Source organism: Novosphingobium sp. Fuku2-ISO-50 (assembly GCF_001519055.1).
Lineage (GTDB): Bacteria > Pseudomonadota > Alphaproteobacteria > Sphingomonadales > Sphingomonadaceae > Novosphingobium.
In genome coordinates this window covers 93,955-107,143 of the sequence record NZ_KQ954288.1, presented here as the reverse complement: position 1 = coordinate 107,143, position 13,189 = coordinate 93,955, and the positions used below count along the sequence as shown (strand labels likewise).

The following is a 13,189-nucleotide window of genomic DNA, read 5'->3' as shown; positions in this document are numbered from 1 at the left end:
TCGGTTCAGCGAAAGCTGTCCTTGGCCGCGCGCAAGGCGGCAAAGGTTGCGACGGCATCGCCGCCGCCCCAGCGTTGTTGCATGGCGGGATCGTCGGCGCGAAGAAAGGGATTGGTGGCGAGTTCGCGTTCAAGACGTGTGGGAACGGTTGGTTCGCCGCGCGCCCGCTTGGCCTCGATCTCGGTGACATAGGCGGCCAGCTCGACATTGTCCGGGTCGGCATGGAGCGCAAAGCGCGCGTTGCCTGCCGTATATTCATGCGCGCAATAGATCAGCGTTTGCGGCGGCAGCGCCTTGATTCGCTTCAGGCTGTCCCAGAACTGCGCCGCAGTGCCTTCGAACATCCGCCCGCAGCCGAGCGCGAACAGGCTGTCGCCGACAAAGGCGATTTCCGCGCCGGGCAGGTAATAGGCGACATGGCCCAGGGTGTGCCCCCCGACATCGATAACCGTCGCTTCAAAGGCGCCCAGCGCAACAATGTCGCCCTGTTCGACGGTGCGGTCGATCGCGGCAATCCGCGCGGCATCGCCTTCGGGCGCGACTACCAGACAACCGGTCTGTGCCTTGATCGCCTCGTTGCCCCCGGCGTGGTCGGGGTGCCAGTGGGTGTTCCAGATCTGCGTGATCTGCCACCCCCGTTTTTCCGCCTCGGCAAGATAGGCATCGGCATCGGGCGTATCGATTGCCACGGTTTCCCCGCTTTGCGGATCATGCACGAGATAGCCGTAATTGTCGGACAGGCAGGGGAACTGGTGGACGATAAGCGACATGGTTGGCCGGGTCTTTGCACTGTTTCGCGGCCGACCCTAGCCGAGTGTGCGTGACAAAGCAAAAGCCCGCCCTTTGCGGGGGCGGGCTTTCGTCGATTTTTGCAGACGGCATGCCTGCCGGCCCATCACGGGAGCGAATCCCGTGATGGCGGCGGGTATTAGCGCTGCGCCTTGAGGGCTGCGCCGAGGATGTCGCCCAGCGAAGCGCCGGCATCCGACGAGCCGTACTGTTCCACGGCTTCCTTTTCTTCGGCGAGCTGGCGAGCCTTGACCGAGAAAGTCGGCTTCTTCGAGCGATCGAAGCCGGTGACCATCGCGTCGAGCTTCTGGCCGACCTGGAAACGGTCGGGGCGCTGTTCGTCGCGGTCGCGGCCAAGGTCGCTGCGCTTGATGAAGCCGGTCGCGCCGTCTTCGCCGGCCTGCACTTCGAGGCCGCCATCGCGGACTTCGAGCACGGTGACGGTGATGACTTCGCCGCGACGCAGGGCATTGCCGCCCGACGAAGCGGTGGTGCCGCCGGCCGCCGGAGCGCCCTTTTCAAGCTGCTTCATGCCAAGGCTGATGCGTTCCTTGTCGACATCGACGTCGAGAACCACGGCCTTGACCTGTTCGCCCTTGCGGTGAAGCGCCAGCGCGTCTTCGCCCGAAATGCCCCAGGCGATGTCCGACATGTGCACCATGCCGTCGACGTCGCCGTCGAGGCCGATGAACAGACCGAATTCGGTCGCGTTCTTGACTTCGCCTTCGACGACCGAGCCGACCGGGTGACGTTCGGCAAAGCCTTCCCAGGGGTTCTGCTGCGCCTGCTTGAGGCCCAGCGAGATGCGGCGCTTGTCGCTGTCGACTTCGAGCACCATGACGTCGACTTCCTGGCTCGTCGAAACGATCTTGCCGGGGTGGACGTTCTTCTTGGTCCAGCTCATTTCCGAAACGTGGACCAGGCCTTCGATGCCGGCTTCGAGTTCGACGAAGGCACCATATTCGGTGATGTTCGTGACCGTGCCCGACAGCTTGGCGCCGACCGGGTACTTGGCGGCAACGCCTTCCCACGGATCGCTTTCAAGCTGCTTCATGCCGAGGCTGATGCGCTGCGTGTCCTGGTTGATGCGGATGATCTGGACGCGCACGGTGTCGCCGATGGCGATCACTTCCGACGGGTGGTTGACGCGCTTGTAGCTCATGTCGGTGACATGGAGCAGGCCGTCGATGCCGCCGAGGTCGACGAACGCACCGTAATCGGTGATGTTCTTGACCACGCCTTCGATGATCTGGCCTTCCTTGAGGTTCTGGATCAGGCCCGAGCGCTGTTCGGCGCGGGTTTCTTCCAGCACCGCACGGCGCGAAACGACGATGTTGCCGCGGCGGCGATCCATCTTGAGAATCTGGAACGGCTGCGGGATGTCCATCAGCGGCTGCACGTCGCGCACCGGACGGATGTCGACCTGCGAGCCGGGCAGGAACGCCACGGCGCCGTCGAGGTCGACAGTGAAGCCGCCCTTGACGCGGCCAAAGATCACGCCTTCGACGCGCTTGCCTTCGCCGAATTCGTTTTCGAGCTTGTCCCAGGCGGCTTCGCGGCGGGCGCGGTCGCGGCTGAGCATTGCTTCGCCGTCAGCGTTTTCGACGCGGTCGACATAGACTTCGACTTCGTCGCCGACCTTGAGGCCGTGCGGCTGACCGGCGGGGGCGAATTCGCGCAGCGGCACGCGGCCTTCGCTCTTGAGGCCGACGTCGATCACGGCCTTGTCGTTTTCAATGGCGGTAACGGTGCCCTTGACGACGCGGCCTTCAAAGCCGCCATTGGCGGCCTGGCCGAGCGTTTCGTCGAGCAGCGCAGCGAAATCATCGCGCGTGGGGTTGGACGACATGAGTCTGTTCAAGTCCTGTTGGTCAAGTTTTTCCGGCCAGGCGGTTGTCTCCGCCGGTCTTTCGTCTGCGCTGGATCGAATAGCGATGAGGATCGATAATCGATGGCGACAATTTCGCCCGCAGGGTAAAAGGGCCGAACCACCCGCCGGGCCGGATGCCATGGCGGGTATTCCGCACTGTGCCGGGGCGTCTTGTATGACGGGCCGGCGGTGTGGAATGAGCGCGCCCCTAGTCCAATGCGGATGAAATGGCAAGCTGAACCGGGGCCTGCACTTGCAATTGCGCATTTTGCAATCAGGCCTTTGCTCTGGATCAAGGCCGATATACCGCAGTGCACCTAATTCGACGCCACCGGTCCACAAAAGGGGGCCGAAATGGGAGATCCCAGCATGACCACAAATCCCACGGACACCAACGCCACTTTGGCTGACCTCGCCGAGCCCACCGAGCACAAGACCCGCGACGGTATCATGTTGGTCGTGCGTCCGGCCTATGCCGAAGACGGCGCCAGGCTTGAGGCATTCTTTGACACGGTGAACGACGATGATCGCCGCTTTCGCTTTCTGACTGCCGTGCGCCATGTCGGCCCCGATCAGATCGAACCGCTGACTCATGTCGATCACTGGCGGACCGAAAGTTTTGTCGCGTTTGACAAGGCGACAGGCGAACTGGTCGCTTCGGCCATGCTGGCCTGCGATGCGCAGATGGACACGGGCGAAATTGCCGTCTCGATCCATCGCGATTATCGCGGCAAGGGTCTGGGCTGGACTCTGCTCGATATCCTGGCCGCCGAAGCGAAGCGGCGCGGGCTCAAGCGCGTGATCTCGATCGAGGACCGCGACAACCATGCGGCGATCGAACTCGAACGCGAAAAGGGCTTTGAAGCGCATGGCGTCGATGGCGATCCGCATCTGATTTTGCTGGAAAAGCATTTCGCCTGAAGCGATTGATCTTCTGGCCGACTCCATCTGATGGAGATGCCATCTGATGGAGTCGGGGCCTGATGGGGTGTGGAGGCCATGGCGGGAAGGCGCCGTGGCCGCACCATGTCGGGCGGGAGGAGATCGGGCGGATGATCACGCTATACCATTGCCCCGACGCGCGATCGTTTCGCGCGTTGTGGGCGTTGCATGAAATCGGGCTGGATTACGATCTGGTCCTTTTGCCGTTTCCGCCGCGCGTGCATGATCGCACCTATCTCGACATCAATCCCTTGGGGACGATTCCGTTCCTGATCGATGGCGAGACGGTCATGAGCGAAAGCGCAGCCATCGTCGAATACCTGATCGCGCGCCATGCGCAGAGCCGGTTGGGCGTCGCCATCGCCGATGCCGATTATGGCGCATACCTCAACTGGCTGCATTTCGGCGAAGCGACGCTGACTTTTCCGCAGGCGCTGGTGTTGCGCTATACGCGGCTCGAGCCCGATCGCGGGCTGGGCGCGGTTGCCGAGGACTATGTGCGCTGGTTCCACGGCCGGCTGCGCCATGTCGAACGCGCGCTTGCCGATGGGCGCCCTTATCTGCTGGGCGATCGTTTTACCGGCGCTGATATTTCCGTTGGTTATGCTCTATTGTTGGCAACCAGTCTGAAACTGGACGACGGGTTCGAGCCGCTGACTCGCGCGCTTTGGCTGCGCTTGGCGGAGCGCCCGGCCCATCGGGCCGCGCGCGCCGCGCAGAAGGCCTAGCCAAGCCGGCGCAAGAGGTCGCGGGCAAAGGTCGACAGCGTGTCGTCGCGCGCGCCCATGATCACGATGCGATCGCCGGGGCGGGCGATGGCCGCGATCGCATCGGCGGCGTCGGCGCGGGCGGCGATGTGTCGGGCATGGCCTCCGGCGGCGTTGATCAGCGCGACGATCCGTTCCGATCCCACCGAGCGGTCGACCGTGCCGCCGAAATAGACCGGGTCGGTCAGGATCACTTCGTCTGGCGGGTCGAGCCGGGTGGCGAGAACTTCGGCCAATTCGGCGCCCATCTGGCGCAAGGGGCCATAGCCGTGCGGCTGAAACAGCGCGATGACGCGGCCGGGGTGAGCGCGCAAGGTATCGAGCGTGGCTGCGACTTTTTCCGGATTGTGCCCGAAATCGTCGATCACCGTGATCCTGCCGGGCGACGTGCCGACGATGTCGAACCGGCGCGCCAGCCCGGCAAAGCGCCCGAGCGCAGCAATCGCGAGGGGGAGCGGAACGCCGGCGAGATCGGCCGCAGCGAGCGCGGCGAGCGAATTCATCAGATTGTGCCGCCCCGGCACTTGCAGCGCCAGCGTATGAGCGGCGCCGCTGCGGCGGTCGATCACCTGGGCGGCTATCCCGGTGGCGCCTTCGCGAATCGAGCCGGGGTCGGCCGCGATCATGGCCTCGGGGCCAAGCCCGAAGGTCAGCACGCGCGCCGCGCGCGGGGCCAGCGCCATGCTTTCGTCATCGTCGGCATTGATCGCGACTGCGCCGCAAGTGGCGCAGAAATTACCAAACAATTCGCGTAGTTCGTCAAGACTCTTGTGATCGAGGCTGACATTCCCAAGCACGCCGATGGTGGGGTGATAGAGCGCGATAGACCCGTCGCTTTCGTCGACTTCGGCCACGAAATCGCCGCCCGACCCGACTCGCGCCGAGGCAAAGGGAGCGTCGGGTGCGACGAAGTTCTTCATCACGGCGCCGTTCATGATCGTCGGATCGCGACCGGCTTCGGTCAGGATCCAGCCGACCATTCCGGTCACGGTCGATTTGCCGCTCGTCCCGGCAATCGCGATCGAGCGTCCGGCACGATTGAACAGCGCGGCAAGCAATTCGGCGCGCGACAGGCGCGCACAGCCGAGCGCGCGTGCCGCGACGATTTCGGGCACACTGTCCTCGATAGCTGCCGATGCCACGAGGATCTGATCGGACGAAACGATCCCGCTGCCGTTCTGGGGGTGGAGCGCAAGGCCCAGGCTTTCGAGCCAGGCGAATTTTTCCGGCGTGCGGCCCTGATCGCGGCCGCGGTCGGACCCGGCGACGCTCGCGCCGAGACCGCGCAGGATCAGCGCGAGCGGCAGCATGCCCGATCCGCCTATGCCGCAGAAAAACCAGGCGTGTGCGGCAGGATGGGCGGCGATGGTGTCTGCGGACAAAGTCATGGGTTCGGTTTCCTACAGCATGCGCCGCGCCAGTCCAGCGTGCGAACCGCTTGCAGGCTGCGGCCAATCGCCTATGGCCATGCATCATGCGTGTCCGCCTCTGCGCCCCGTCGACGCCGTTCACTCGCGACGATGCCTTGCGCGTCGTGGCGCTGGCCGGCGATTATCCGGAGATCTCGCTCGATTTTCATCCGCAATGCTTTGCCGTGCATGGGCATTTCGCCGGGCCCGACGATGCGCGGCAGAGCGCGTTTCTGGAATGCGCCAACGATCCCGATTGCGATGCGGTGTGGTTTGCGCGCGGCGGCTATGGTGCGGTGCGGATAGCCGAAGCGGCGGTCGCGGGGCTGACGGCGGCGGCGCGCGACAAGCTGTATCTGGGCTATTCCGACGCGGGGACGATGCTGGCGGGCCTTTATCGTGCCGGTGTCGGGCGCGCCGTCCATGCGCCGATGCCCGCCGATATTCGCCGCCGCGGGGGCGAAGCGGCGGTGCGGCGCGTGCTCGACTGGCTATCGGGCGATGCGTCGGGCGAAGAGCCGGGGCTTGATGCGCGGCCTGTCGCCGCGTTCAATCTGATGACGCTGGCCATGTTGGTGGGCACGCCGCTGATGCCGGACCTTGCAGGGCATGTCGTGCTGCTGGAAGAAGTTGCGGAACATCTCTATGCGGTCGACCGGCTGCTGTTTCACGTCACGATCGCACTGGCGGGCATGGGGGTAGCCGGAATCCGGATCGGGCGGGTCAGCGATGTGCCCGAAAACGATCGACCTTTCGGCATGAGCGTGGACCAGATGGTGCGCGATTGGTGCGACAGGCGCGGCATTGCCTTTCTGGGGACGGCGGACATCGGGCACGATGCGCAAAACCGGATCGTGCCGTTTGGGCCCAAAAACGCCTATCGGACTTGCCGTCGGGCGGCGGGGGCAATAGGGCGCGCCGGCGTATAAAGGGAACAGAGAGAGACACGATGCGAGCATTCGTTTTCCCGGGGCAGGGCAGCCAGAAAGTCGGCATGGGCGTGGAACTGGCTGCGGCCAGCACCGCCGCGCGCGAAGTGTTCGAGGAAGTCGATGACGCGCTGGGGCAAAAGCTGTTCCGGATCATGTCCGAAGGCCCCGATGATCAGCTGACCCTGACTGAAAACGCGCAACCGGCGATCATGGCCCATGCCATTGCCGTGCTGCGCGTGCTCGAAAAGGAAGCCGGGATCGCGATCGCCGACACATGTGATTTCGTCGCCGGGCACAGTCTGGGCGAATATACCGCGCTGTGTGCCGCCGGAGCTTTTTCGCTGGCCGATACCGCGCGCTTGCTGAAACTGCGCGGGCGTTCGATGCAGGCTGCGGTGCCCGTGGGCGTGGGCGCGATGGCCGCGCTGCTGGGCGCCGATATTGCCAAGGCGACGGCTCTGGCGGAAGCGGCGGCAGAAGGCGAAGTCTGCACCGTGGCCAACGATAACGATCCGACGCAAGTCGTCCTGTCGGGGCACAAGGGTGCGATCGAGCGCGCCGTTGCGCTGGTCAAGGAATACGGCATCAAGCGGGGCGTGCTGCTGCCGGTTTCGGCGCCGTTCCATTGCCCGCTGATGCAGCCTGCCGCCGATGCCATGGCCGAGGCGCTGGCCGCAACGGCGCCGCGTTCGCTGGCGGTGACGCTGTTCGCCAATGTCACCGCAGCGCCGGTGACCGATCCGGCCGAGATTGCCCGGCTGCTTGTCGAACAAGTGACCGGCCGGGTGCGCTGGCGCGAAAGCGCCCTTGCGATGGGCGCGGCGGGCGTCGATCAGTTCGTCGAATTGGGCGGCAAAGTGCTGGGGCCGATGATTGCGCGCACCCTGGCCGACGTTTCGATCACCAGCGTCGTGACGATGGCCGACATCGAAGCGCTCGTGAAGGAGCTTTAAGGACATGGAACACCGTCTTTTCGATCTGACCGGTCGGACCGCGCTGGTTACGGGGGCTGCGGGCGGCATCGGCTCGGCGATCTGTCACGCGCTGGCGCGGCAGGGGGCACGGCTGGCGCTGTCGGGGACCAATGCGGCAAAACTGCGCGCATTTCGCGAGGAATTGAACGAGACCTACGGTCACGATCATGTCGAGATCACGTGCGACCTGTCAAAGGCCGAATCGGTCGAACACCTTGTGCCCGCCGCGATCGATACGCTCGGCAAGATCGATATTCTGGTCAACAATGCCGGGATCACGCGCGACAATCTGATCATGCGGATGAAGGACGAGGATTGGGATCAGGTCATCCGCGTCAATCTCGAAGCCGCGTTTCGCCTGATGCGGGCCGCTGCAAGGCCGATGATGAAGGCGCGCCATGGCCGCATCATCTCCATCACCAGTGTCGTCGGCGCGACCGGCAATCCGGGGCAGGCCAACTATGCCGCAGCCAAGGCGGGCCTGGTCGGCATGTCGAAATCGCTGGGCCAGGAATTGGCCAGCCGGGGCATCACGGTCAATTGTGTCGCCCCAGGTTTCATCCGCACGGCGATGACCGACGTCCTGCCCGAGGCGCAGAAAGAGGCGCTCAACGCGCGCATTCCGATGGGCCGCATGGGCGAGGGCGAAGATATCGGCGCGGCAGTCGCCTATCTTGCCAGCCGCGAGGCGGGCTATGTCACCGGCCAGACGCTGCATGTGAATGGCGGCATGGCGATGTTGTCCTGATTGCGATGGTTCGGGCGGGACGGTTTGCGGCGGTGATGGGCGCGTTGCTGATCGCCGGGCAGGCTCAGGCCCGCCCGCCCGAAGCGCTGGCCTGTGCCTTGCAGGCGGCGCCCGCCGGGCTTGATGCGCGCGTCGCCGATGTCATTCTCAGCCGCGACGGCGAACGGGGCAAGCCCGCGCTCGATGAAGTGCGCGCGCTGACCGATGCTTGTGCCGAGGATCAGTTCCTGACCCCGCGTCAGCGCGATGCCTATTACATCTATGTCATCGGCCGGATGGGCCGCGATGTGCTCGATGCGCGGTTGACGGCGGCAGGGCTCCCCTCGGCGGTGATCGATCAGGCGCTCGACATCGGGCCGGGCAATGCCAACAACCCCGCCGAAAAGGTCACCCAGGGCGATCTGCGCCTCGTTGCGGCAGCGATGGGGTCCGCAGGGCACGATCCGGCGAAAATCACGTCTGACGGCTGGGGCCTGATCACGGCCTGGATCATCGCCACGGCAAACATGTTTGACGGGTTGCGCGACCTCGATTGACCGGATTCGGGCCGATCGAATCGGTTTTAGGGCAATTTATGCACAGCTTCGCAACGCGCGGCATTGTCGGCGCTTGCGAAGGCATTCCGCGCGGTTATGGAAGGTGGTCCGAAATCGCACCAACTCCTTGCGCGAGTCCGCGCGCAAGGGCTACCTGCAAGTCAGTCGGACAGGCTGGGCTGTGGCGCCCGGATTGCACCGACCCGGATGGCATGACCGAGGGATCGAGACGAGAATGAAGGCGACCATCGAACGCGCGACGCTGCTGCGCTGTCTGTCCCATGTTCAGTCGGTGGTAGAGCGGCGCAACACGATTCCGATTTTGTCGAACGTGTTGATCGACGCGGCGCTCGACGGCACGGTCAAGCTGATGGCGACCGACCTTGACCTGCAGATCATCGAATCGATGCCCGCGGTTTCGGTCGAAGTTCCCGGCGCGATCACCGTCTCGGCGCACCTCTTGTTCGACATCGCGCGCAAATTGCCCGACGGGTCGCAAGTCAGCCTCGAAACCGCCGACAACCGCATGGTGGTCAAGGCCGGGCGCAGCCGGTTCCAGTTGCCGACGCTGCCGCGCGACGATTTTCCGGTGATCGTCGAAGGCGATCTGCCGACCAGCTTCGAGATCCCGGCGCGCACGCTGGCCGAGATGATCGACCGCACGCGGTTTGCCATCTCGACCGAAGAAACCCGCTATTATCTCAACGGTATCTTCTTTCATGTCAGCGACGACGTGTTGAAGGCGGCGGCGACCGACGGTCACCGTCTGGCGCGCTATACGCTGGCACGGCCCGAAGGGTCGGAGGGCATGCCCGACGTGATCATCCCGCGCAAATGCGTGGGCGAATTGCGCAAACTGCTCGAAGACGTGCTCGACACCAATGTCCTCATCGACTTGTCGGCGAGCAAAGTGCGCTTTACCCTTGGCGGCGAATTCGGTGTGGTGCTGACGAGCAAGCTGATCGACGGCACGTTCCCCGATTACAACCGGGTCATCCCGACCGGCAATGACAAGCTGTTGCGGCTCGATCCGCGCGCCTTTTTCGAAGGTGTCGATCGCGTTGCGACGATCGCCACCGAAAAGACCCGTGCAGTCAAGATGGCGCTCGACAATGATCGCGTCACGCTGTCGGTGACCAGCCCTGACAACGGCACTGCGGCGGAAGAAGTCCCTGCCGATTACCGCTCGGCCGGTTTCGAGATCGGCTTCAATGCCAATTACCTGAAGGATATTCTCAGCCAGATCGATGGCGATATTGTCGAATTGCATCTCGCCGACGCCAGTGCGCCGACGTTGATCCGCAAGGATGACAAATCGGCCGCGCTCTATGTGCTGATGCCCATGCGGGTGTGATTTCAAGCCCTACGGAAGGATTACGTCACTCTGCGTAATGCGGTTTGTGACGATCTTTCCGATGGTTAGTATATTCAAGCGGCACCCCCCACCTTAGGATTGCCGCGAGATGACCTCTTTGAGTGTTGAAGCGAAACTCCATTTTTTCAGCTTGAATGCAGCCGATTTCGGTCGCTTTGGGCGTATTGGCCGGACGATGCGCCGCCATGGTGCAAAAGCGCTGGAACGGCTGTACCAGCGGATTTCAGCTACGCCGCGGACTGCGGGCTTTTTCGCTTCGCCGACTGCGATGGATCATGCCCGGACCAAACAGGTCGAACATTGGGCACACATGTTTTCGGGCCAGCCCGATCAGACTTATCTCAACTCCGCAACGCAGATCGGCCGCGTCCACGCGCGCATCGGGCTCGATCCGCAATGGTATATCGGCGCCTATGCATCGGTGCTTGACGATGTCGTGCAGGCCATGGCGCGCGATACGTTCGGTCCCTTGGGCAAAGGATTGGGCGAATCCATCGGCAGTCTGTTGAAGATGGCGCTGTTCGACATGGAAGTCGCGCTGTCGACCTATTTCGAAGTCGAGGCCGAACGTCGATCGGGCGTGATTGCCGCGCTGAGCGAGGCGCTGTCGGCGATGACGGACGGCGATTTCGCGAGCCGGCTCGCCAGCTTGCCGTCCGGTTTCGAGGATCTGCAGCGCGATTTTGAAGGCATGCGCGGCAAAGTCAGCGCGGCGCTCGCCAATGTCGCCGACAATGCCGCGCAGGTCGATGCCGGTGCGCGCGAAATCCGGCAGGCGTCGGACGATCTGGCCATGCGGACCGAGCATCAGGCGGCCAGCCTTGAAGAAGCCTCGGCGGCGATGACCGGGCTTGCCGCCAGCGTCGGGCAGACTGCATGCGATGCCTCGCACATGCACGAATCGGTACAGGAGGCGCACGGCGATGCGCAAACCGGCGGCCATGTCGTCGGTGAGGCGGTTGCGGCGATGAACGACATTCATCGGTCGGCGCAGGAAATCGGCAAGATCGTTGCGGTGATCGACGGCATCGCCTTTCAGACCAACCTTCTTGCGCTCAACGCCGGAGTTGAGGCGGCACGCGCGGGGGAGGCCGGGCGCGGCTTTGCCGTCGTCGCGACCGAAGTGCGGGCGCTGGCGCAGCGCAGCGCCGATGCCGCGCTCGACATCAAGAAGCTGATCGGCGCAAGCTCGATCCAGGTCGAACGTGGCGTTGACCTCGTTGGCCAAACGGGGGACACCTTCGCCCGGATCGTCGACAAAGTGGGCGAAATCGCCGATCTGGCCAGCACGATCGCATCCACGGCGCAAGGACAGGCCAGCCAGATCCGCGAAGTGCGCGAAACGGTCAGCGAACTCGACGTGATGACCCAGCATAACGCCGCCATGGTCGAACAGGCCAATGCCGCAGCGCGCAGCCTGGCCAGCGCGGCCGATCACCTGAAAGGCCAGGTCGGCATGTTCCGTATGGAACGACCCGGCGCGGAGTCCATTGCGCGCCGCGCTGCCTAGCTGCGCGCGGCGATCATATCGCCGATCACGACGAATTTTTCGCGCGGGGCATCGGCGCGGGCGCGGTCGGTTTCGGCAGATTCGATCCGTTTCCAATCGTCAAAGCCGATCACATCGAGCCCCCGTGCGCGGGCCAGCGCGTCGAATCCGGCGCGGCCCGATCGGGCGGGCAGTGCTCCGCGCGCTGCGGCATCCGACAAATCGGCGGCGATCCGTTCGACCACGGCATAGCCATCGGGCCGGTTGGTGCCGATCGTCCCCGAAGGGCCGCGCCGCGCCCAGCCGACACAGTAGAGCCCCGGACTGATAAAGCCGTCGACATTGGCAAAGCGCCCGGCGCGATCATCGAACGGGACATCGGGGATCGGCGTGGTGCGATACCCGATGCAACTGATCACGAGGCTTGCGGGAATGCGCCGGATGACGCCGGTGCCGATCGGGCGCCCCTGATCGATCCGGGTTTCCTCGACTTCCATGGCGGTGACTTTGCCATCGGGGCCGGGCTCGATCGCGTGTGGCGCTGCGCAAAACACGAAGTCGATCGGAATGCGGCCCGGCTCGTTGCGCCCGTGGTTTTCGGTAAAAGCGCGCAATTGGACGACCGATTTGCGCTGACCCGGCTCTAGCATGGCATCGTCGTCGGCAGGCGGCAGGTCGGCCGGATCGACGCGCGGGATGGCGCGCGTCAGGTGGGCCAGTTCGCCCAGTTCCTTGGGAGTCATCATGATCTGGTGCGGGCCGCGCCGACCGAGAATGACGATCCGGTCGAGACGTCCGGCATCGATCCGGTCGAGCGCATGGGCGACGATGTCGCTTCCGGCGAATTCGGCGCGTGTCTTGGCCAGGATTCGTGCGACGTCGAGCGCGACATTGCCCATCCCGATGACTACCGCCGTGCCGCCCGACAAGTCGGGATCGAGCGCGGCGAAATCGGGATGGCCATTGTACCAGCCGACAAAGGCGGCGCTGCCGAAGACATTGCCGGCCTGATCGCCGGGGATTGCCAGCGGCCGGTCGCCCGGCGCGCCGGTGGCGAGCACGACCGCATCATAGCATTGCGCCAGATCGCCGATCGCGATGTCGCGTCCGATGTCGACATGGCCGCAGAAGCGCACGTTGCCCGAAAGGGCAGTCGCTTCATAGCGGCGCGCGACGGCCTTGATCGACTGGTGATCAGGCGCAACCCCGCTGCGGATGAGGCCATAGGGCACTGGCAGACGATCGATGATGTCGATCCGGGCGGCATCTCCCCAGATCTTTTGCGCCGCCTCTGCGGCATAGTATCCCGCTGGTCCCGATCCGACGATGGCAATGTCCGGCATACGCTCTTCCCGCTT

12 protein-coding genes are annotated in these 13,189 nt (G+C 64.3%); 8 read left to right on the top strand and 4 right to left on the bottom strand.

All coding sequences use genetic code 11. The annotated features are described in order from the left end of the window. Positions 1 to 5: 5 nt before the first annotated feature. A complete protein-coding gene (gene gloB / locus AQZ50_RS07710) occupies positions 6 to 770 on the bottom strand; it encodes a hydroxyacylglutathione hydrolase (protein ID WP_067745009.1) in 765 nt (254 codons plus the stop codon). A gap of 158 nt (positions 771 to 928) precedes the next feature. Further along, positions 929 to 2,638 carry a 30S ribosomal protein S1 gene (gene rpsA / locus AQZ50_RS07705; RefSeq protein ID WP_067745007.1) on the bottom strand — a complete coding sequence of 570 codons (1,710 nt, stop codon included), beginning with the start codon at positions 2,636 to 2,638 and terminating at the stop codon, positions 929 to 931. A 390-nt stretch (positions 2,639 to 3,028) separates the two neighbouring features. On the opposite strand from rpsA, the gene AQZ50_RS07700 reads away from it, so the two are divergent. Further along, positions 3,029 to 3,580 (top strand): GNAT family N-acetyltransferase, encoded by a 552-nt coding sequence (locus tag AQZ50_RS07700; RefSeq protein ID WP_067745387.1) that lies wholly within the window; start codon positions 3,029 to 3,031, stop codon positions 3,578 to 3,580. A gap of 131 nt (positions 3,581 to 3,711) precedes the next feature. Beyond that, complete coding sequence (locus AQZ50_RS07695; RefSeq protein ID WP_067745004.1) at positions 3,712 to 4,329, top strand: glutathione S-transferase family protein; 618 nt, start codon at positions 3,712 to 3,714, stop codon at positions 4,327 to 4,329. Here the strand turns inward: AQZ50_RS07695 and AQZ50_RS07690 are convergent. After that, the gene (locus AQZ50_RS07690) at positions 4,326 to 5,756 is read right to left on the bottom strand and encodes a glutamate ligase domain-containing protein (protein ID WP_067745001.1); all 1,431 of its coding nucleotides are present in this window, start codon (positions 5,754 to 5,756) and stop codon (positions 4,326 to 4,328) included. The two genes, AQZ50_RS07695 and AQZ50_RS07690, sit on opposite strands and share 4 nt — an antisense overlap. An 83-nt stretch (positions 5,757 to 5,839) precedes the next feature. Between AQZ50_RS07690 and AQZ50_RS07685 the strand changes: the two genes are divergently transcribed. The 6 genes from AQZ50_RS07685 to AQZ50_RS07660 all read left to right on the top strand — a co-directional run bounded on the left by AQZ50_RS07685 (position 5,840) and on the right by AQZ50_RS07660 (position 11,852). Further along, entirely contained in the window at positions 5,840 to 6,706 is an 867-nt protein-coding gene (locus AQZ50_RS07685) for an LD-carboxypeptidase (RefSeq protein ID WP_082703509.1), read from the top strand. 20 nt (positions 6,707 to 6,726) lie between these two features. After that, positions 6,727 to 7,662: an ACP S-malonyltransferase gene (gene fabD / locus AQZ50_RS07680; RefSeq protein ID WP_067744998.1), complete on the top strand. Its 936-nt coding sequence runs from the start codon at positions 6,727 to 6,729 to the stop codon at positions 7,660 to 7,662. Between the two features lie 4 nt (positions 7,663 to 7,666). Further along, complete coding sequence (gene fabG / locus AQZ50_RS07675) at positions 7,667 to 8,431, top strand: 3-oxoacyl-ACP reductase FabG (protein WP_067744995.1); 765 nt, start codon at positions 7,667 to 7,669, stop codon at positions 8,429 to 8,431. Positions 8,432 to 8,436: 5 nt separating this feature from the next. Further along, positions 8,437 to 8,967, top strand: a complete 531-nt coding sequence (locus AQZ50_RS07670) for a hypothetical protein (protein ID WP_231730162.1) — start codon at positions 8,437 to 8,439, stop codon at positions 8,965 to 8,967. 235 nt (positions 8,968 to 9,202) lie between these two features. Further along, positions 9,203 to 10,321: a DNA polymerase III subunit beta gene (gene dnaN / locus AQZ50_RS07665; protein ID WP_067744992.1), complete on the top strand. Its 1,119-nt coding sequence runs from the start codon at positions 9,203 to 9,205 to the stop codon at positions 10,319 to 10,321. A 109-nt stretch (positions 10,322 to 10,430) separates the two neighbouring features. Beyond that, positions 10,431 to 11,852, top strand: a complete 1,422-nt coding sequence (locus tag AQZ50_RS07660) for a globin-coupled sensor protein (RefSeq protein ID WP_067744989.1) — start codon at positions 10,431 to 10,433, stop codon at positions 11,850 to 11,852. On the opposite strand, the gene AQZ50_RS07655 is transcribed toward AQZ50_RS07660, so the two are convergent. After that, complete coding sequence (locus AQZ50_RS07655) at positions 11,849 to 13,174, bottom strand: FAD-dependent oxidoreductase (protein ID WP_067744987.1); 1,326 nt, start codon at positions 13,172 to 13,174, stop codon at positions 11,849 to 11,851. The two genes, AQZ50_RS07660 and AQZ50_RS07655, sit on opposite strands and share 4 nt — an antisense overlap. Positions 13,175 to 13,189 lie beyond the last annotated feature (15 nt).

Excerpts from the sequence above, each read along its gene's own strand:
- gloB (WP_067745009.1), bottom strand. The coding sequence starts at position 770 with ATGTCGCTTATCGTCCACCAGTTCCCCTGCCTGTCCGACAATTACGGC.
- rpsA (WP_067745007.1), bottom strand. The coding sequence starts at position 2,638 with ATGTCGTCCAACCCCACGCGCGATGATTTCGCTGCGCTGCTCGACGAA.
- AQZ50_RS07700 (WP_067745387.1), top strand. The coding sequence starts at position 3,029 with ATGACCACAAATCCCACGGACACCAACGCCACTTTGGCTGACCTCGCC.
- AQZ50_RS07695 (WP_067745004.1), top strand. The coding sequence starts at position 3,712 with ATGATCACGCTATACCATTGCCCCGACGCGCGATCGTTTCGCGCGTTG.
- AQZ50_RS07690 (WP_067745001.1), bottom strand. The coding sequence starts at position 5,756 with ATGACTTTGTCCGCAGACACCATCGCCGCCCATCCTGCCGCACACGCC.
- fabD (WP_067744998.1), top strand. The coding sequence starts at position 6,727 with ATGCGAGCATTCGTTTTCCCGGGGCAGGGCAGCCAGAAAGTCGGCATG.
- fabG (WP_067744995.1), top strand. The coding sequence starts at position 7,667 with ATGGAACACCGTCTTTTCGATCTGACCGGTCGGACCGCGCTGGTTACG.
- AQZ50_RS07670 (WP_231730162.1), top strand. The coding sequence starts at position 8,437 with ATGGTTCGGGCGGGACGGTTTGCGGCGGTGATGGGCGCGTTGCTGATC.
- dnaN (WP_067744992.1), top strand. The coding sequence starts at position 9,203 with ATGAAGGCGACCATCGAACGCGCGACGCTGCTGCGCTGTCTGTCCCAT.
- AQZ50_RS07660 (WP_067744989.1), top strand. The coding sequence starts at position 10,431 with ATGACCTCTTTGAGTGTTGAAGCGAAACTCCATTTTTTCAGCTTGAAT.
- AQZ50_RS07655 (WP_067744987.1), bottom strand. The coding sequence starts at position 13,174 with ATGCCGGACATTGCCATCGTCGGATCGGGACCAGCGGGATACTATGCC.